Source organism: Comamonas thiooxydans (genome assembly GCF_000964545.1).
GTDB lineage: Bacteria > Pseudomonadota > Gammaproteobacteria > Burkholderiales > Burkholderiaceae_C > Comamonas > Comamonas thiooxydans.
This window is the reverse complement of record NZ_BBVD01000009.1, coordinates 1-18,128: the sequence shown is the minus strand read 5'-3', so window position 1 is coordinate 18,128 and position 18,128 is coordinate 1. Positions and strand designations below refer to the sequence as shown.

20 protein-coding genes and 1 tRNA gene are annotated in these 18,128 nt (G+C 59.9%); 8 read left to right on the top strand and 13 right to left on the bottom strand.

Translation table 11 applies throughout. The features are described from left to right. Positions 1 to 61: 61 nt before the first annotated feature. From Cth01_RS15250 to Cth01_RS15230, 5 genes are all read right to left on the bottom strand, one after another. Positions 62 to 832: an arginyltransferase gene (locus Cth01_RS15250; protein ID WP_003066251.1), complete on the bottom strand. Its 771-nt coding sequence runs from the start codon at positions 830 to 832 to the stop codon at positions 62 to 64. A 28-nt stretch (positions 833 to 860) separates the two neighbouring features. After that, complete coding sequence (gene aat / locus Cth01_RS15245; RefSeq protein ID WP_034357018.1) at positions 861 to 1,610, bottom strand: leucyl/phenylalanyl-tRNA--protein transferase; 750 nt, start codon at positions 1,608 to 1,610, stop codon at positions 861 to 863. A 169-nt stretch (positions 1,611 to 1,779) separates the two neighbouring features. Next, entirely contained in the window at positions 1,780 to 2,334 is a 555-nt protein-coding gene (gene efp / locus Cth01_RS15240) for an elongation factor P (protein ID WP_003056627.1), read from the bottom strand. Between the two features lie 194 nt (positions 2,335 to 2,528). Beyond that, positions 2,529 to 3,650 carry an elongation factor P maturation arginine rhamnosyltransferase EarP gene (earP, locus tag Cth01_RS15235; protein ID WP_045839640.1) on the bottom strand — a complete coding sequence of 374 codons (1,122 nt, stop codon included), beginning with the start codon at positions 3,648 to 3,650 and terminating at the stop codon, positions 2,529 to 2,531. A gap of 4 nt (positions 3,651 to 3,654) precedes the next feature. Next, entirely contained in the window at positions 3,655 to 4,569 is a 915-nt protein-coding gene (locus tag Cth01_RS15230) for a LysR family transcriptional regulator (RefSeq protein ID WP_034357023.1), read from the bottom strand. Between the two features lie 164 nt (positions 4,570 to 4,733). Between Cth01_RS15230 and Cth01_RS15225 the strand changes: the two genes are divergently transcribed. The 8 genes from Cth01_RS15225 (at position 4,734) to Cth01_RS15190 (ending at position 12,858) form a co-directional block, all read left to right on the top strand. Further along, positions 4,734 to 5,966, top strand: a complete 1,233-nt coding sequence (locus Cth01_RS15225; protein ID WP_045839639.1) for a CaiB/BaiF CoA transferase family protein — start codon at positions 4,734 to 4,736, stop codon at positions 5,964 to 5,966. Next, positions 5,963 to 6,955, top strand: a complete 993-nt coding sequence (locus tag Cth01_RS15220; RefSeq protein ID WP_139032092.1) for a hydroxymethylglutaryl-CoA lyase — start codon at positions 5,963 to 5,965, stop codon at positions 6,953 to 6,955. Before Cth01_RS15225 ends, Cth01_RS15220 begins: the two co-directional genes overlap by 4 nt. A gap of 79 nt (positions 6,956 to 7,034) precedes the next feature. Beyond that, positions 7,035 to 8,021: a Bug family tripartite tricarboxylate transporter substrate binding protein gene (locus Cth01_RS15215; RefSeq protein ID WP_045839638.1), complete on the top strand. Its 987-nt coding sequence runs from the start codon at positions 7,035 to 7,037 to the stop codon at positions 8,019 to 8,021. A gap of 205 nt (positions 8,022 to 8,226) precedes the next feature. Further along, positions 8,227 to 10,179: an excinuclease ABC subunit UvrC gene (gene uvrC / locus Cth01_RS15210; RefSeq protein WP_034407677.1), complete on the top strand. Its 1,953-nt coding sequence runs from the start codon at positions 8,227 to 8,229 to the stop codon at positions 10,177 to 10,179. Between the two features lie 60 nt (positions 10,180 to 10,239). Next, on the top strand, positions 10,240 to 10,803 hold the full coding sequence (gene pgsA, locus Cth01_RS15205) for a CDP-diacylglycerol--glycerol-3-phosphate 3-phosphatidyltransferase (protein WP_003066269.1): 564 nt from the start codon (positions 10,240 to 10,242) through the stop codon (positions 10,801 to 10,803). Positions 10,804 to 11,210: 407 nt separating this feature from the next. Beyond that, positions 11,211 to 11,483: an HU family DNA-binding protein gene (locus Cth01_RS15200; protein ID WP_003056615.1), complete on the top strand. Its 273-nt coding sequence runs from the start codon at positions 11,211 to 11,213 to the stop codon at positions 11,481 to 11,483. A gap of 14 nt (positions 11,484 to 11,497) precedes the next feature. Beyond that, a tRNA-Val gene (locus Cth01_RS15195) sits at positions 11,498 to 11,573 on the top strand. Between the two features lie 160 nt (positions 11,574 to 11,733). Beyond that, positions 11,734 to 12,858, top strand: a complete 1,125-nt coding sequence (locus Cth01_RS15190; RefSeq protein ID WP_045839637.1) for a site-specific integrase — start codon at positions 11,734 to 11,736, stop codon at positions 12,856 to 12,858. On the opposite strand, the gene Cth01_RS15185 is transcribed toward Cth01_RS15190, so the two are convergent. From Cth01_RS15185 to Cth01_RS15145, 8 genes are all read right to left on the bottom strand, one after another. Continuing rightward, positions 12,806 to 13,057 carry a helix-turn-helix domain-containing protein gene (locus tag Cth01_RS15185; protein WP_045839636.1) on the bottom strand — a complete coding sequence of 84 codons (252 nt, stop codon included), beginning with the start codon at positions 13,055 to 13,057 and terminating at the stop codon, positions 12,806 to 12,808. The two genes, Cth01_RS15190 and Cth01_RS15185, sit on opposite strands and share 53 nt — an antisense overlap. Positions 13,058 to 13,280: 223 nt before the next feature. Next, the gene (locus Cth01_RS15180) at positions 13,281 to 13,454 is read right to left on the bottom strand and encodes a hypothetical protein (RefSeq protein WP_156160279.1); all 174 of its coding nucleotides are present in this window, start codon (positions 13,452 to 13,454) and stop codon (positions 13,281 to 13,283) included. A gap of 45 nt (positions 13,455 to 13,499) precedes the next feature. Next, positions 13,500 to 14,498, bottom strand: a complete 999-nt coding sequence (locus Cth01_RS15175; RefSeq protein WP_045839635.1) for a phage Gp37/Gp68 family protein — start codon at positions 14,496 to 14,498, stop codon at positions 13,500 to 13,502. 75 nt (positions 14,499 to 14,573) lie between these two features. Beyond that, entirely contained in the window at positions 14,574 to 15,554 is a 981-nt protein-coding gene (locus tag Cth01_RS15170) for a hypothetical protein (RefSeq protein WP_139032091.1), read from the bottom strand. Between the two features lie 437 nt (positions 15,555 to 15,991). Further along, complete coding sequence (locus Cth01_RS15165) at positions 15,992 to 16,234, bottom strand: hypothetical protein (protein ID WP_045839633.1); 243 nt, start codon at positions 16,232 to 16,234, stop codon at positions 15,992 to 15,994. Continuing rightward, on the bottom strand, positions 16,234 to 16,737 hold the full coding sequence (locus tag Cth01_RS15160; protein ID WP_045839632.1) for a Lar family restriction alleviation protein: 504 nt from the start codon (positions 16,735 to 16,737) through the stop codon (positions 16,234 to 16,236). Before Cth01_RS15160 ends, Cth01_RS15165 begins: the two co-directional genes overlap by 1 nt. Positions 16,738 to 17,165: 428 nt before the next feature. Then, a complete protein-coding gene (locus tag Cth01_RS15150; RefSeq protein WP_045839630.1) occupies positions 17,166 to 17,423 on the bottom strand; it encodes a hypothetical protein in 258 nt (85 codons plus the stop codon). 404 nt (positions 17,424 to 17,827) lie between these two features. After that, positions 17,828 to 18,128: diguanylate cyclase domain-containing protein (locus tag Cth01_RS15145; RefSeq protein ID WP_045839628.1), on the bottom strand; the 301-nt coding region annotated here is incomplete at its 5' end.

The following is an 18,128-nucleotide window of genomic DNA, read 5'->3' as shown; positions in this document are numbered from 1 at the left end:
GGTGCTGCAGCCGTGCAGCCATGTCATCCGCTCATATATCCATGTGCTGTTTTTTGCAGCGTCACTCTTCAATTTGCGAGCGCACAATGCTTTGCCTGTCTACGCGCTGCCATAGCTCGCCCTGGCGGATCTCATGTGGCAAAAAGCTGGCCTTGTAGCGCATCTTCTGGCTCTCGGAGATCCAGTAGCCAAGATAGACATAAGGCAGGTTCATGGCTTTGGCCTGCTGAATTTGCCACAGCACATTGAAGGTTCCATAGCTGGCGTGGTCCTCCGGATCGTAGAAGGTGTAGACCGCCGACAGCCCGTCCTCCAGTACGTCCAGAATGGAGAGCATTTTGAGTGTGCCGGGCTGACCGTCTGCGCCCGGCTCGCGGAACTCGACCAATCGGGAGTTGACCCGGCTTTGCAGCAGAAACTGCGTGTACTGGTCCACGCTGTCGTTGTCCATGCCGCCGCCGCTATGGCGGTGCTGCTGGTAGCGTAGGTAGAGCTGGTAGTGTTCGTCGGAGTAGTGCAGGCGCTGAATGGAGGCGACAAGTTGCCCATGCTGTTTTGCAGCGCGCCGCTGGCTGCGGCTGGGGCGAAACTCCTGGGCCAGAATTCGCAGAGGAACGCAGGCCTTGCAGCCATCGCAATAGGGGCGATAGGTGAACATGCCGCTGCGCCTGAAGCCCAGCGTGACCAGTTCCGAATAGGTGGTGTTCTGAATCAGGTGACTGGGTGTGGCGACCTGAGAACGTGCCAGCCGGCCCGGCAGATAGCTGCAGGGATAGGCTGCCGTGGCATAAAACTGCAGGGCATGTAGCGGGAGGTCGTTCGGGTGCGTCATGATCGGACTCAGCTGCAGATGCGGTGCGTCAAGCCTCAGTATGGCTCAGCAACTGTTCCCAGTATATGGGCCTGAATTGCCACTGCATATCGGGCAGCTGGGCCTGGGCTTGAACGGTCCGGGCGAACTGCGCTCTTGTGACTTCTCGAGCGCCCATGAAAGATAGATGTGCGGTGGCCTGCTGGCAGTCGATCTGCGGCACCTGATGAGCCCTGCACAGGGCCACCAGCGCCGACAGTGCAATCTTGGAGGCATCGGTCTGCAGTGCGAACATGGATTCGCCAAAAACCGCTCTGCCCAGCGCCACGCAGTAGAGGCCTCCAACCAGCTGGCCGTCGATCCAGGTTTCCACGCTGTGTGCAGCGCCCTGCTGATGCAGCTCGGTATAGGCATCGACAATGCTTTGCACAATCCAGGTGCCGTTCTGGCCGTCGCGCGGGGTCTGTGCGCAATGCTGCATCACCGTGGCAAAAGCGCTGTCGATGCGAATTTCGCAGCGCGGATCATTGCGAAATTTCTGCAATCTTTTGCGCAGGCTGCGGTGCAGACGAAACTCGTCGGGATGCAGAGCCATGCGTGGATTGGGGGACCACCAGAGCACGGGCTGGCCCTCGCTGAACCAAGGGAAAATTCCCTGGCTGTAAGCCGTGCGAAGGCGGGCGGCATCCAGGGTGTTGCCGGCAGCGAGCAGCCCTGGAATGGGATCCCTCTCCCCCCAGGTCTGATCAATGGGGGGGAATTCTTGTTCGGGCTGCAGCCAGGGCAGGGAGTGCGTCATTGGCAGTGGGAGTGGATGGACTGCCCTTAGTCTTGCACAGACTGAAGCGGTTTTGAGTGTCGCGGCAGACGAAGGCGGCTGGCGTAATCCCGTTGTTGGAGGCGGAAATAAAAAAAGGCTTCCTGAGGAAGCCTTTTGCCGGGGAGCAGCTGCGGCAGCTGCCGCCACATTACACGCGCTTGCGGTATTCGCCGGTGCGGGTGTCGATTTCGATCTTGTCTTCTTGAGACACGAACAGGGGCACGGCCACTTCGAAGCCGGTAGCGATCTTGGCGGGCTTCAGAACCTTGCCGGAGGTATCGCCCTTGACGGCGGGTTCGGTCCAGGTGATTTCGCGCACGATGGTGGTGGGCAGCTCGACGGAGATGGCCTTGCCGTCGTAGAACACCACTTCGGCAGTCATGCCGTCTTCCAGGTAGTTCAGTGCGTCAGCCATGTTTTCGGCTTCGACTTCGTACTGGTTGAATTCTTCGTCCATCCACACGTACATGGGGTCGGCGAAGTAGGAGTAGGTGCAATCCTTCTTGTCCAGGATCACGTTGTCGATCTTGTCGTCGGCCTTGAACACGTTTTCCGTGCCGAAGTTGCCGATCAGGCTCTTGAGCTTCATGCGCACGGTAGCAGCGCCACGGCCGCCACGAGCGTATTCGGTCTTCAGAACGATCATGGGGTCCTTGCCGAACATGATCACATTGCCTGCGCGGATTTCTTGAGCGATTTTCATGGCTTGCTTGCGTTTGAAAGGTTGGAGCCGCTCTACACGGCAGGCAAGCTGTTCGCAATGGTCGCTGGAGAAAGCAACGCATCAAAGGTGCGGCGGCGGGGCCTGCCGCATGTACCGCGGCGGGGCGCGACCCCGAAAGCAAGATCGCTCGGCATACCGGCTGCGACTGCCCTCAGAGAGGCAAAACGTGGATTTTAGCTTTTTTCGGCGACAAAAGCTTGAAGCTGCGCAATCAGCTCGGTTTGTTCCGTCAATCTGCTGCGCGCAGCCCTGATGCAGCAGGCCCATTCATTGAGCATTTCGCGCGTCAGCAAAGGCAATGTTTGCGGTGCGGTCATGCCGTTCCAGGTGTGGTGAAAGCGCCTGAGGCTGTCCGGGGCCTGGAGCCAGTCGAGAAAGGCATTCAGCTTGTCGTGGTGGGCGTTGTCATGCTGAGGGTAGATCTGCCAGACCATGGGCTGGCCCGCCCAGAGCGCACGTACCAGGGAATCCTCGCCACGCACCAGGTTCAGGTCGCAGCCCCAGAGCATTTCGTCGAACCGGGCCTGAGGGCGGGCTTGCAGATAGACCGGCTGCATCTGCTGCGCTTCGGGCAGCGCCTGCACGGCAGCCGTTGCGCGTCCCGGGGTTACCAGCAGCCTGGCATTGAGCGCCTGCTTGTCCGAGAGCTGCGCGAGCAACCGGGGCAGGGCGGCAGGCTCGTAGCAAAACAGCGAGACGGCGCATTCGTCATGCTGAATGCCTGCTGCGCGGCGCCATGATTCGCGCTGCGCCATGAAGGTCTGCTGGCGCTGTGCCAGGTTCTGCTCGCGCACCAGCGAGCCGGTGGCAGCCGTGAAGCCGGGGTAGAAGAACCAGCGTGTCAGCCCGGCAGCAGGGCCGCTCATGATGCGTGAGGGCAGGCGATGGCAGCGCTCCACATAGTCTTCGGCCGAGAGATATTCGAGGTTGATCCAGACTGGAGGCTTGCTCTTCGACGCCTTGTCTGCAATGGCGCTCAGAAATGCTGCGGGAATCTCGCAGCCGAATGCCTCGATGACCACATCGCCGATTGGCGCAGGGATGTCAGCAGCTTGCACAGGCCAGGCATGCACGCTCAAGCCCGGCGGCCAGGGCTGAGGTGCCATCCATTGCAGGGCACTGGCATCGTCCATCCACAGGCGTACCTGTTGGCCGCGTGCGGCGAGTTCTGCGGCCGTGCGCCAGCACACGCCCACGTCGCCAAAGTTGTCTATGACCTGGCAGAAGATGTCCCAGCACAGCGACGGATTGGGCGTCCCGGGGGCGGGCAGAGGCATTGGTGAGAAATCAGGCATGGGTTCAGTTTTTATCGGTTGAGGCGCTCTGGCACAGGTGCTCGACCAGCAGTTGCGCGACGGGCGAGAGTGCGTCCTGGGAGCGTACGCAGAGCATGAGCTGGCGCTCCGCCCAGACTTCGTCCAGGCGGATGCAGCGCAAGGGCAGGGCGCCCATGTAGATATGGGCGCTGCCCTCGGGAAGAATGCCCACGCCCAGGCCGGCGGCCACCATCAGGCACAGGGCGTCATAGCCGGTGACTTTCATGCGCAGGCGCGGCTGCAGGCCCTGATCGGCGGCAGAGCGGGTGATGAGATGGTTGAGTGCGCTGTCGGCATGCATGCCGATCAGATCATGCTCGAGGACTTGTTCCAGGCGCAGTCTGTGCTCGCCGGCCAGCGGATGCGATCGAGGCATGACCACGGCCAGCCGGTCCCGGCGATAGGGGCGCAGGCTAATCTTGCTGCCGTAGCTGCCGTTGTTGAGCAGGCCGATATCGGCTTCGTTGTCTGCCACGGCGCGCGCGATATCGGTGCTCACGCGCTCCTGCAGCCGCACGTCCACCAGCGGGTGCCGGCTCAGAAAGCTTTGCAGCTGGGCCGGCAGAAACTGGGTGATGCTAGAAATATTCGCCATTACCCTCACATGGCCGCGCAGGCCTTGCTCGCCGCCCTGGGCATAGCCCTTCATCTGCGTGGCGATGCCGTCCAGCTCGTTGAGCACGCCGCGCGCCATGTTCAGCAGGGCGTAGGCGGCGGCCGTGGGCTGGCTGCCACGGTTGCTGCGTGTGAACAGTTCAAGCTGCAACTGGCCCTCCAGCTCGGCCAGGCGGCGGCTGGCGGCCGAGGGGGCTATGTGCTCGCGTGCCGCGGCACGCGCGATGGCGTTCTCCTCCATCACGGCCACAAACAGGCGCAGGGTGATCGGGTCCAGTTTCATGAGGACTGCATTATCCCGCCTGGCTATGCCCAAATGCGATGGCAGCTTCGCATTTCAGCGTTTTGCAGGACTGATCTTCAAGGGCAAGATGATTGAAAAGCCGTTTTGCCTGGTGTTGGTCAACGCAAAGCGGCACAGCAAGACAACCATCGAGAGACAAACGGATGACGACGATGAATATCCAAGACCCTGCCACACAGACTGCCACGCCGCGCGCGCTGGAAGGTGTGAAAGTGGTGGAAATGGGCCAGCTGATTGCCGGCCCCTTCTGTGGCAAGACCCTGGGCGAGTTTGGTGCCGATGTCATCAAGATCGAAGCGCCCGGTGCTGGCGATCCTCTGCGCAACTGGCGCCTGATCAAGGAAGGCACCTCCGTCTGGTGGCAGGTGCAGTCGCGCAACAAGCGCTCGGTCGCGCTCGATCTGCGCCAGCAGGAGGCGCAGTCCGTGGCGCGCCAGCTGATTGCCGAAGCCGACGTGCTGGTCGAGAACTTCCGTCCCGGCACGCTGGAGGGCTGGGGCATGTCGCCCGAGGAGCTGCACGCCATCAACCCAGGCCTGGTGATCCTGCGCATCTCTGGCTACGGCCAGACCGGCCCCTATCGCGATCTGCCGGGCTTTGGCGTGATCGGCGAAGCCATGGGCGGGCTGCGCCATCTGACGGCCGAGCCGGGCCGGGTGCCGGTACGCGTGGGCGTGTCGATCGGCGATACGCTGGCGGCCCTGCACGGCGTGATCGGCGTGATGATGGCTCTGTATCACCGCAAGGTGAACGGCGGTCCCGGCCAGGTGATCGATGTGGCCCTGCATGAGGCCGTGTTCAACATCATGGAGAGCCTGATCCCCGAGTACAGTGCCTTTGGCGCCGTGCGCGAGGCCGCCGGCAGCGCGCTGCCGGGCATTGCACCCTCGAATGCCTACCCCTGCCAGGATGGCTGGGTGCTGGTGGCGGGCAATGGCGACTCCATCTTCAAGCGACTCATGACGGCCATCGGCCGTCAGGATCTGGCCGATGCGCCCGATCTGGCCGACAACGCGGGCCGCGTCCAGCGCGTGGCCGAGATTGATGCCGCGATTGGCGCCTGGACGCAGGCGCGCAGCGTGCAGACGGTGATGGACGAGCTGGGCGCGGCACGCGTGCCGGCCGGCAAGGTCTACACGGCCAAGGATATTGCCGAGGATCCGCATTACCAGGCGCGCGAGATGATTCTGACCCAGCGCACCCGCGATGGTTTCGAGCTGCAGGTGCCCGGCGTGGTGCCCAAGCTTTCGTTGACGCCGGGAACAGTGCGCAGCAGCGCCCCCCATGTGGGCGACGACACCGATGCCGTGCTGGCCGAGATCGGCCTGAGCGCCGAGCAGATCGCGCAGCTGCGCGCCAAGGGGATTGTCCAATGATGGCCGCCGACCTGAATGCTACGGTGTGGATTGGTGCGGGTCGCCGCATCCATATGAACGAAGTCGGCACGCGCGACGGTCTGCAGATGGAGCAGGCCTTCGTGCCCACCGAGGACAAGATCGCGCTGGTCAATGCGCTGTCCGAGGCGGGCCTGTCCAAGATCGAAGTCACGGCCTTTGTCTCGCCCAAGGCCATCCCGGCCCTGCGCGACGGCGAGATCGTGATGCGCGAGATTGCGCGCCGACCGGGCACGGTCTACACGGCGCTGGTGCCCAATGTGCGCGGCGCGGAGCGCGCCATCGATGCGCAGACTGACGAGCTCAATCTGGTGATGTCGGTCAGCGAGACGCACAACCTCTGCAATCTGCGCATGCAGCGCAGCCAGTCCTTCGAGGCGCTCAGGCAGGTGATCGCCACGGCGCAGCAGGCGGCAACGCCCGTCAACGTGTCGCTTTCCTGCTGCTTTGGCTGCCCCATGGAGGGCGATGTGGCCGAGGCCGAAGTGCTGGCCTGGGTGCAGCGCTTTACCGATCTGGGCGTGCAGGGCATCACGCTGTGCGACACCACGGGCATGGCCTATCCCAGCCAGGTGCATTCCATGGTCCTGGCCTTCAAGGCGCGCTGGCCGCAGCTGGGCCTGACCCTGCATTTCCACAACACGCGCGGCATGGCGCTGGCCAATGTGCTGGCCTCCATCGCTGCGGGAGCGGATCGCTTTGACGCCTCGATTGGCGGTCTGGGCGGCTGTCCCTATGCGCCGGGCGCCTCGGGCAATGCCTGCACCGAAGAGATCGTGCATGCGCTGCAGCTCATGGGCTATGACACGGGCACGGACCTGGATCGCATCGTCGCGGCCGCGCGCAGCCTGCCCGCACTGATAGGGCACGAGACGCCCAGTCAGATCGTCAAGGCCGGTGCGCGCTGGGATCTGCACCGGCCGCCCGCGGATTTTGCCGAGATTAAGGAACGCGCCCAGGCCAGGGCCTGAGACGGTTTTTGCCCCCGCTGCAGCGGCTCTTTCGGGGGAAGGAGCTGGCGCAGTTCAACATTCCAACAAGGAGACAAACATGACTGTTCAACGTCAACGCCTTTATTTCATGCTGGCTGCGGCTACTGCCGCCGCCGGTCTGGCCAGCGCCCCGGCCATGGCCCAGGGCAGCTATCCCAGCAAAACCGTGCTGATGATCGTGCCCGCAGCCGCAGGCGGCACCACAGATCTGGCCGGCCGCATGGCCGCACAGGCGCTGGCGCCGGTGATGGGGCAATCGGTGGTGGTGGACAACAAGGGCGGCGGCAACGGCGCCATTGCCGCCAATCTGGTCAAGCGTGCGGATGCCGACGGCTACACGCTGCTGATGCAGTACTCGGGCTACCACGTCATCTCGCCCCACCTGACCAAGGCCAAGAGCTGGGAGCAGGGCGACTTTGCCCCCGTGGCCAATGTGCTGTCGGCACCGCAGATCATCGTGGTGCGCTCCGAGCTGCCGGTGAAGACTCTGGCCGAACTGGTGAACTACACCAAGGCCAATCCCGGCAAGCTCAACTATGCCTCGTCGGGCAACGGCTCGCTGCAGCATGTGACGGGCGCCATGCTGGAGCAGCAGGCTGGCGTGAAGATGGTGCACGTCCCCTACAAGGGCACGGGTCCGGCGTTGCAGGACTTGCTGGGCGGCCAGGTGGACCTGACCTTCGGCACCGCGCCTCCCTTCATGCCCCATGTGCAAAGCGGCAAGCTGCGCGTGCTGGCCGTAACGGGCAAGCTGCGCCTGCCCAGTCTGCCCAATGTGCCCACCACGGCTGAAGCCGGCTATCCGGGCGTGAACGCTACCTCCTGGTTTGCCGTGTTTGCGCCCAAGGCCACGCCGCAGCCCGTGATCGACAAGCTGGCTGCCGATATCAAGAAGGTGGTGGAGGATCCTGCCTTCAGGAAAAAGGCCGAAGAGCAGGGCGCCACGGCGGACTATATGAGCCCGCAGCAACTGGCGGCCATGGTCAAGACCGAATACGGCAACTGGGCGCAGGTGGTGAAGTCGTCCAAGATCGAAGCCGAGTAAGCTGCAAGCCGCAGGGGTTTCCTTGCATCCTTGGCTCTAAAAAAAGGAGCTGCTATCGCTCGATTGATAAAGATTTCAGGTTGAAAACTATCTGAAATTCAATCTGATCAGGCGCTAGCAGCTCCTTTTATTGAGGTGCTACAGACTGCCCGGTGTTTGCACCGCTTGCTGCCGGATTCGTCCACATGCGCGGACAATAGCGCCCATGTCTTCCACGCATTCCGCCGAACTGCTGGCCCAGGTGGCCGCGCTGCCGCCATTGCCGGGCGTCTATCGCTATTTCGATGCTGCCGGTGTCCTGCTCTATGTGGGCAAGGCCATCAACCTCAAGCGCCGCGTTTCCAGCTATTTCCAGAAGGACCATGGCGGCACACGCATAGGCCATATGGTCAGCAAGATCGCGCGTCTGGAGACCACGGTGGTGCGCTCAGAAGCCGAGGCGCTGCTGCTAGAAAACAACCTCATCAAGACGCTGTACCCCAAGTACAACATCCTGTTCAGGGACGACAAAAGCTATCCCTATCTCAAGATCACCGGTGTGGCGCATCGTGATGGCAAGGAGGGCGAACCGGCGTTTCAGGAGTTCCCGCGCATCGCCTACTACCGGGGTGCAGTGGACAAGAAGCACCGCTACTTCGGCCCCTATCCCAGTGCCTGGGCGGTCAAGGAAAGCATTCAGCTGCTGCAGAAAGTCTTTAGGCTGCGCACCTGCGAGGACACGGTGTTTGCCAACCGCAGCCGTCCCTGTCTGCTCTATCAGATCAAGCGCTGCACCGGCCCCTGCGTGGATCTGATATCGCCCGAGGCCTATGCGCTGGATGTGCGCAATGCCGAGGCCATGCTGCGCGGCGAAACCAGCGAGCTGCTGCAGCAGCTTGAAGCGCGCATGATGGCGCACTCCGACAAGCTGGAGTTTGAGCAGGCGGCCGAGGTGCGCAACCAGCTCACGGCCCTGTCGCGCGTGCTGCACCAACAGGCGATCGAAACCACGGACGACAAGGATGTGGACATCCTGGCCGTGCGCGTGCAGGGCGGCCGCGCCTGCGTCAACCTGGCCATGGTGCGCGGCGGCCGCCACCTGGGCGACAGGCCTTACTTCCCGGCGAATCTGGGCGATGCCGCATCGGTCTACTCCAGCGAGGAGGAGGTGGACGCCGCGGCCGAGGCGCGGCCCGTGGAGGAGCTGGTGCTGGAGGCCTTCATCGCCCAGCACTATGTTGGCGTGGCCGTGCCGCCCACGCTCATCGTCAGCCATCCCGTGGAGAAGCGGCTGGTGGAACTGCTGACCGAGCAGACCGGCGTGCGCATCACCGTGGTCCAGCAGCCGCGCGAGCAGCGCCGCATCTGGCTGGAGATGGCACAGAAAAATGCCGACATCCAGCTGGCCCGTCTGCTGGCTGAGGAAGGCTCGCAACAGGCGCGCACGCGTGCCCTGGCCGAGGCGCTGGATCTGCCGGTCGAGAATCTCGACGAGCTGACCATCGAATGCTTCGATATCTCGCACACCAGCGGTGAAAGCACCAAGGCGTCCTGCGTGGTGTTCCATCACCACAAGATGCAGAGCAGCGATTACCGCCGTTTCAATATCGAAGGCATCACCGGCGGCGACGACTATGCGGCCATGCGCCAGGTGCTCACGCGTCGCTACAAGCCCGTGGCCGAGGCGCAGCGCGAGGCGGGCGGCGCCGAGCTGACCGGCAAGCAGCCGCATCTGCCGGATCTGGTGCTGGTCGACGGCGGCAAGGGCCAGGTCAGCATGGCGCGCGAGGTGTTCACGGAACTGGGCCTTGATCTGTCGCGCATCGTGGGCGTGGAAAAAGGCGAGGGCCGCAAGGTCGGCCTGGAAGAGCTGGTGTTTGCCGATGGGCGCGACAAGGTCTACCTGGGCCATGACTCGGCGGCGCTGATGCTGGTGGCGCAGATTCGCGACGAGGCGCACCGCTTCGCCATCACCGGCATGCGCGCGGCCCGCGCCAAGGTGCGCACAGGCAGCAGCTCTCTGGAAGACATTGCCGGCGTGGGGCCCAAGAAGCGGGCGCGATTGCTGCAGCGTTTTGGCGGCGTGCGCGGCGTGGCCGATGCCAGCGTGGACGATCTGATGACCGTGGAGGGCATTTCCGCAACGCTGGCCGAAGAAATCTACAAGGCACTGCATTGATGCAGGCTGCGCGAGCGCGAATCCGCGCTGGCGCTGCGTGCTCGTGACACAATGACACCCATGTTCTTCACCATCCCTACTGTGCTGACCCTTACGCGGATCGTGGCGATTCCGCTCATCGTGGGGGTGTTTTACGCGCCGCTGGATCAGGCGACCCGCAATCTCATCGCCACCGTGATGTTCATCGTGTTTGCCGCCACCGACTGGTTCGATGGTTATCTTGCGCGCAAGCTCAATCAGACATCGGCATTCGGTGCTTTTCTAGATCCCGTTGCCGACAAATTTCTGGTCTGTGCATCGCTGCTGGTACTGGTTCATCTGCAACGCGCCGATGTGTTCGTGGCGCTGATCATCATCGGACGCGAGATCGCAATCTCGGCGCTGCGTGAATGGATGGCTCAGATCGGTGCCAGCAAGAGCGTGGCCGTGCACATGATCGGCAAGGCCAAGACCATGGCCCAGATGGTGGCCATTCCCTTTCTGCTCTATGACGGAGTGGCGTTCGGAGTGATCGATACCGGCGTCTGGGGGCAGTGGCTGATCTGGATTGCAGCGGTGCTGACCGTCTGGTCCATGGTCTACTACCTGCAAAAGGCATTGCCCGAAATTCGTGCCAGGCTCTGAAATCCGAAATGGACCTCTCTGAAAGCGCTTGTTCATCAAGCGCTTTTTGCTATCTGGCGGGCTGTTTTCGGAGCGGCAAAAAGACTTTGCGGCGGTGCCTTGCATGACTTGATCGGACTGCAGATTTTGTCAATTGTTGTCAATCGGTGAAGCCGACACGGAAGAAGCTTGAAAAAAGCCGCTGTGGATGGCCGAACCCGCTCAAAAACCGCATAGAATCTGGTTCTGTCGCTGGAATGCGCAGCGCGAGTTGGCGTCAAAAATGTCAGCGGCTTCAGGGAGAAATGGGCTTGCCCATACGCAGAAACTGATAGGCTGGCTTCCGTCTTTATCGCGACTGGTTTCTTGCTACGCAAGGTCTGCGTTTGCAGAGACATTCCATTCACTTATTTCTCGAGAGGCATCTTGTGAATAAAACCGAACTGATTGAGCACATCGCTAACAACGCCGATATTTCCAAGGCCGCAGCTGCGCGTGCACTGGACTCTACGATCGACGCAGTGAAGAAAACACTGAAAAAAGGTGGTACAGTATCGCTTGTTGGTTTTGGCACATTTGCTGTTGGCAAGCGTGCAGCTCGCACCGGTCGTAATCCTCGCACCGGCGATTCCATCAAGATCAAAGCGGCCAAGGTGCCTAAATTCCGTCCGGGCAAAGCATTGAAAGATGCTCTGAACTGACACCCAGTTTTAGTGGGTCCTTAGCTCAGTTGGTAGAGCGGCTCCTTTACACGGAGTAGGTCGGCGGTTCGAGACCGTCAGGACCCACCACTAAAAAACTAAAGAAATCAAGGGCTTAGAGCGATCTAAGCCCTTTTTCTTTGTCCTCTCTACCAACCCGAATAGCCGCCACAAGCCGCCTCTACCAACTGAAAATCGTTGTCTACCAACTCTGCAGGGATTAGTATGGCGCTCCTTTTTGGGAGGCTAGATGGCAGGCAAGAAACAGTTCGCAAATGGATCGTGGCAGTACGTCTTCAAAAGGAAGGGTGTCCTGGACAAGCCGCTGTATCTCACGTTTTCCACAGAGGCGGAAGGCGATGCATATGCGGTCAAGTTGGAGGCGTTGCTGGCGCGCGGCATCGTTCCTCTTGAGCATCAAAAGACCGAACAGGTTTTGACCATCGCTGATCTCGTTGGCGATTACGAGCGCGAGGCCCATCCCTCGCCCAAAGATATAGCGTCGCTGAAAACCATCCTGCCGGTCCTCGGCACGGTGCGCTTGACTGAAATCAATGCTGCTTGGGTGGATCAATGGATCGCTAAGATGAAGCGCATTGATAAGGTAGCGCCCACTACGATTCACGCGAAGGTCGGCGCACTCGCTCGCGCCACGGACTGGGGCATGCGCAAAGGCTTCCTCACGATGCCTGACCATGCGCTTCGTTCGCTGCCAAGCGGCTACGCTCAATACACCAAGGCTGATGCGGCCGTGGCGGGAGTGCAACGAAAAGACAACGAACGGGACCGGCGCCTTGAGCCCGGCGAGTGGGAAAAAATCTTGGAAGTGATCGCCACGGGTGTGCTGCCCCGCACTCAGCGGCCCCTGGTGCTCGAGGGGCGGCGGGACAAAGTGGCGTTGAGGTGCATCACAGTGCTGGCTGTGGAGACTGCGATGCGGATGCGCGAAATGTATACGCTGCGCTGGAGCCAGGTGGATCTGCCCCAAAAGACAGTTTTCCTGGACAAGACCAAAAACGGGGACAAACGGCAAGTTCCGTTGTCGTCTGTGGCACTGGCGGAACTGCGCGCGTTCCAGCCAAGTGATGCCGACCCTGCTGATTTGGTGTTCCCCTTCCTGCAGGGGGAAGAGTCACCGAAAGTGCTGAATGACACGACTGATTTCTTGTCGCGGCTGTTCGTGGATATTTTTGAGCTCGCTGGCGCGAAGGGGTTGCTGTTCCATGATCTGCGCCACGAGGCGACGAGTCGCTTGTTTGAGCGCACCAAACTCAGCGAGACGCAGATCATGAAAATTACCGGCCACAAGAGCCACCGAATGCTCATGCGATACGCAAACTTGCGCGGATCGACCTTGGCCGATGACCTTTGGTAAGCCGCTCGGCGGTCTGGTCAAGGATGACTTTTTCTGCATATCTGTGCACATCACTGGTTCGCATCACGTAGGCGCGACCAATGCGGCCGGCCGGCAGCTCACCGCCGGCAATGAGCTTTTCAACGGTGGAACTATGCACCTGAAGAATCTCGGCCGCTTCTGTGACGGAGCAGGTGAAATTGTTTGTGGCTTTGGTCATAGTGCTATCAAAAGTTAAGCCCCTCTCGGGGCTTTGTGTTTTCTCAGAGGATGCGAAGTAGCGGTTAGCGCTTGGAATGCCTGCAGGTACAGGTCCCATAGGTGCTGGCCATCGGCGCAGCGCGCCTGCTTGCCACCGGATAGACCGGCAGCGCAGCAGGTAGGGCAGTTGAAGTGGTGGGCTATGTAGGTCTTGTCTTCTGGCAGGCCTACCGTGCTGGCAGTCATGGCTTGAGGGAATCGCGGCTGATGCACTGCAATCCCCGAATACCCCTCACGGAAACGCCGCCGCGAGCCGTACAGGAATCATCAAATTCATTGTTTTCCGTCCATTTCAAGACTGCGAGGACGACAAGCAGAATGATGCAAGCAATGAGGATGTATTCAACGATCTTCATTTGAGTTGTCCAAAAAAGAACCCCGCTCATTGGCGGGGCTGGTTGTCAGGTATGTGGGAACTCGTCCCAGGTGCGGCCATCGAGCAGGCGGCCAGCGGCCTTCTTACCGACGCGGGCCGCGCACGTACCGTCTGGCCAGTCGTAGAACTCGGGGTTCGCTGGGCCGTGTGGTCCTGCTGCTGGGAAAGTCAGCTTCACGGTGTCGCCTTCCTTTTCGCCGGGCATCCAGTCGCCCCACTGCTTGAAAAGAATGTCCGTGCCGGCGTCCTGGCACTGATCGCGCAGGGAGCGCGCCCAGTCGGGGTGCATGGGGCGCGAGCCGGGCCCGGACTCGCCACCGACGATCACCCAGTCCAGCAAGGCCACACTTCCACGGCGTAGTGCTGCTGCGCATTTGATGGGGTCGGCCATGTCCCGCCATGTCCCTTTGCAGACTTGTGCCTCAGCCAAATCACACGCTTGCTCCAAGTTCACCGGCCCCAGCAGTGGCTCCATGCTTAGGAAGCGCACCTTGGCAGGCACGGCCAGCAGCTTGGGAATGTCGCGGTCTGCCTCTTCCTGATTCACCACCGTGGCCCCGATCCAGACATTGGGCAACGGCATCATGTCCAGCAGGCTCAGGTCTGGGTCATTGCCGTGGGCCATCTCGTCAAGCATGGGATTCACGTTGCCTATGCGCTTGGTCAGCAGCAGCCAGTCAAGGTGCGGCGTTTTCAGAATCAGGCCGAACAGGGCAATGCGCCAGCTCGTGTTTACCGCGTTGTCGAACACATCGGCCAGAGACGCGCAGAACACGCGCTGACGGCGGCCGTGCTCTGCAAAGAAGGCTTCATGGTTGGCATTCCAGGCCAGAGGCTTTTTCCAGTTGCCGGCGCTGGTCAGGCGGCGCGGCGCACCAGGCCCCCAGTTCACTGCCTGGCCACCAGCAAAGCGGGCATTGCGGGTTTCGGCGTAGCAGTGGTCGCAACCCGGGCCTACCTTCTGGCAGCCTTCCCAGGGGTTAAACGTGTGGTCTGTCCACTCGATCTTGGTGTTTTCGGCCATCTGGCCCTCCAGAAATGAAGAACCCCGCTCTGTGGCGGGGTTGCGTACATTGATTCAGTTGATCTAGCCCGGTGCTTAGTCTGAATCCAAAGCCCAGCATTCAGCGCGCTGCTTGTCGTAGTAAACCTGACGGCCTTTGAACTTCGCACTACAGGCTGTGCCGTAAAACTGCACACCCTGTTTTCCGGTTGAACTATCCATCCAACTGCGCTCTTTTCCACCTGGCTTGATCACGGCAGCTTGTTTCGGCTGTTTGCAGTCCGATTTTTCTCCAGCGCACCAGTACGCCTGCAGGGGCTCCTTGCAGGTGTTCTGGATTGCATACCAGTACATGCTCTTAACCGTTTTATCCTGGGCAACATCTATCACTCGCAGGCATTGGGATTTCTGAGGCAAGAACACCTGATTTCTTGGACCATTGCTGCGATTGGCTTCGGACTTCATAACTTCTTCACCTTGTTCAAGGATGGCTGAGAAGTTCGCTTCCTGTTTGTCATCGAGCCTCTTGGCTTCGTTGCGGCTGCGCTCGGCCGATTGACCAGAGCTGTCTTTCGCTGCACTCGCTTTACTTGGGGCGACATAGTCGGTTGCGCTTGGCCAACCTTGATTGCGGTGGCATTCGTAAGCTGCGAGACGACCTTGTGCCAACTGAATGACCCACTGGTCGCGGTCGGTGGTCGAGTTAATGCTAATTCCTTGAGGAGGCTGAGAACCGCTCAGGCTTGTATTGGCATTACCTTCTGCGGCGGGGCGCCCACTCGCATAGAGTTCACCTTTTATTCTTCCGTCGTCAGTTTTCGTGAAGTATTGACCAGATGCAAAGTACCCGGTGCTTTTTGCATCAATCAGTCCTTGATTGACGTACTTGTAAAAGGTCTCTAGTTCTTGTGTCGTGAGAATCTTGTCTCTCAAAGGCGTGAAAATGATTGTGTCAACGCCGAGGCGGACTCCTGCTCCATAGCCAATTTCTCCGGTCCATGAAATTGGACATTCTTTGGCTGCATAGGCAAAGGAGGAAACAGCTATCCCTATAACTAAAGTCGCTAGCTTTCTCATATTTAGTACCCTCAAAAGTATTAGAAGTGTTCGCAACTCATCCGCTCAGACTCGGCGCGCTGAGATGATCCAAAGCTTCTGTGATAAGTGCAAGTCATACAAGCACTACTTGGCGCTATTCTGGTCACGAAGACCATTGGATGGAGTTCGTATGTGGAAATGCAAAAAATGCGGCTTGCTTGTGATGTTCAGTGCCGTTGATCCAGAAGTGGATGCAGACGGCTGCTACTTCCTGTGCCCGGGGTGTGAGCACAGGAATAAGCTGGAGAACGTGGATAAGTCAGGCGAGGGCATTGCCCTTGCTCAACCTTCGGACTGATTCGCCGGGGCGCACCGTTCTTCTTCTGCGCGCTTCCAGTAGCCGTCAACTCGTCCTATGCAGTAAGCCGCGGCCAGGACAGTTACACCGAGGCTAATAAATAGGCACGTCTCGCCCATCACTGGCCCCCTTGCGCTACCTGGGCGGCGCGCTGTGTCGATTTCGGCGGGTGAATCGTCACATCGCGCTGATCGCCGCCGTCGATGGTGATGGGCTTGCTGGTATCTTCGCCCTTGTGCTTGAGGTATCCAACCACCAAGGAGACAAACATGCCGGTTGCAACCGACATGGCGTCGGCAATCCCGACTTCATCAAGAAAGCGGTCGAATGCCGCGCTGAAATCGTCGTGTGCTTTGGACATCACTCCCCCTTTACTGCCGCGATAGCGGCGCGGTGTGCGGCATCGCGGTCGGCTTGAGTTGTGAAGGGCAATATGCGCGCCCGCTCCCAGTCATTCAGAAGGTAGCTGCCGAAAGATGTGATTTCGTAGCGACCGAAGCCGCAGTTTTTTAGGCATCCAAAGCTGGACAAGCGCTGCACAGAGTCTTTGCCAATGTCATAGCTCTGGTCGTCATCAGTGGTTTCTGCAAAGCGCTCCAGGGCGGCCATGTCTGCGGGCTGCAACCAAACCGCATCCCGCGCGTCTGCCTGCACAGGGGCAGGCTCCTCAATCTGCTGCAGGCAGGGCGCGGGCGCAACGCGCTTGTTCCACGATGCTTCAAGTTCTTCATAGGTTTGGCAGTAGTCGAATTCAAAGGCGCAATCCACACACTCGGCTTTGTGATAGTTGCGGTCGCTCCAGACTTCATATTTCGGCTCGGCACCGCAGAAGGGGCAGGGCAGCAGGTTGTTGGTGTTGGTCATTGTTTCGATGGCTCCCAGAATGAGAAAAGCCCGCGGCGGCGGGCTTGATGGTCGGAAAGGTTTGCCAGCGATCGCGTGGACTTACTTCGGTGGCTGGGGCAATCACAGTAGGATGTACCTCTTTTTGGGGAGGAGTGGTTATGGAGCGGACAATTCAGGGTCTACAGGTGTTTTCATCGGCTTCGCTGACAGGAATCGATTCGATGTATGCGGCCAGGGTAGGGGTCTGTTCTCAGGGTGGAGAGACTCACTACTTTCAAGTCGGGGAAGCCGAGACGGAGTTGCACGCTGAGCAGCTCGCTGCGGAATACATCTTGCTGATGAAGGAGCTACCAGCCGATTGGTTAGATCAGTGTCTTGCGTCTCCAAATCCAGAGTAAGGCTGCTGTTGGTCTTAAAGCCCGCGCCATCGGGCTGGGGCTGTGTAGTTAGCAGGACGATCTGGGGTATATCAATAGCTCCATCAGGTCTGCCTTGGCGGCCACGGTCACAAGTCCAGCCGCCGCGAGTGCGCGCACAAAGCCGAACCCATGCTGGCGAGCGTTCTCCAGCTGTATCGCCGAATCCGGCTTCCTGTCATAGGCTGCGCGAACTCTGTCAACGATGATCTTCCAATCAGCGCGAAGGTTTTCTGGCAACAGTTCGTAGCGGTATGTTTGTACGGTTACTGAAGCATTGCTCGTCATGTTCGCTCCTCCGTGACTTGGCTGAAAGCTTACGCTTCTTCCTTGTTAGTACGCTTTCTTCGTAATGCGGAAAGCCCGCGGCGGCTGGCTAGAGTGGGTTGAGTACTATGTAGCTTCGCAATCGGGAGAGGTCATGGAACTACAAATGACAGAGGTGGAATCTCACGTTTTCGAGTTGAACGGGGAGATTTTTTTGATCGATACAGGGAGGGTTGAGAGTGGTTGGTGGTGGGAGTCTCCCGGTTTTCACAATAGCGAAGGTACCCGCCCGACGCGAATCGGCGCTCTAGAAGCCGCTGAACGCGAGATTCAAGAACGAGTGGGATGACCTTTCGTGGGCAGGCGAGGATGTCACCTGCTCTGTCGTTTACTGAAAAGGGAATTGAATCAGATGCCCGGGCTTTCTAAGCGACAGGCCTGTTCCACTGTTGATGATTTTCTACAGCTATGTCTGGATAGGAAACTCCCGATACATGAACCCGATCACGCCCCGCATTCTTGGCCTGGTAAAGGAGCCGATCGGCTTCCTTCATGGCTTGTTCAAACTGGTGGGACCTGGTGATCAATGAAATTCCAAAGCTCATGGTCAATTTGGGGCCAGTTGGAAGAACGGTATTTCTTGACCCGAGGTCACGCTGGATTCGCTGTGCTATGAGTTCTGCCTCTTCCAGCGTGATGTCGGCCAATAGCAGCACAAACTCTTCA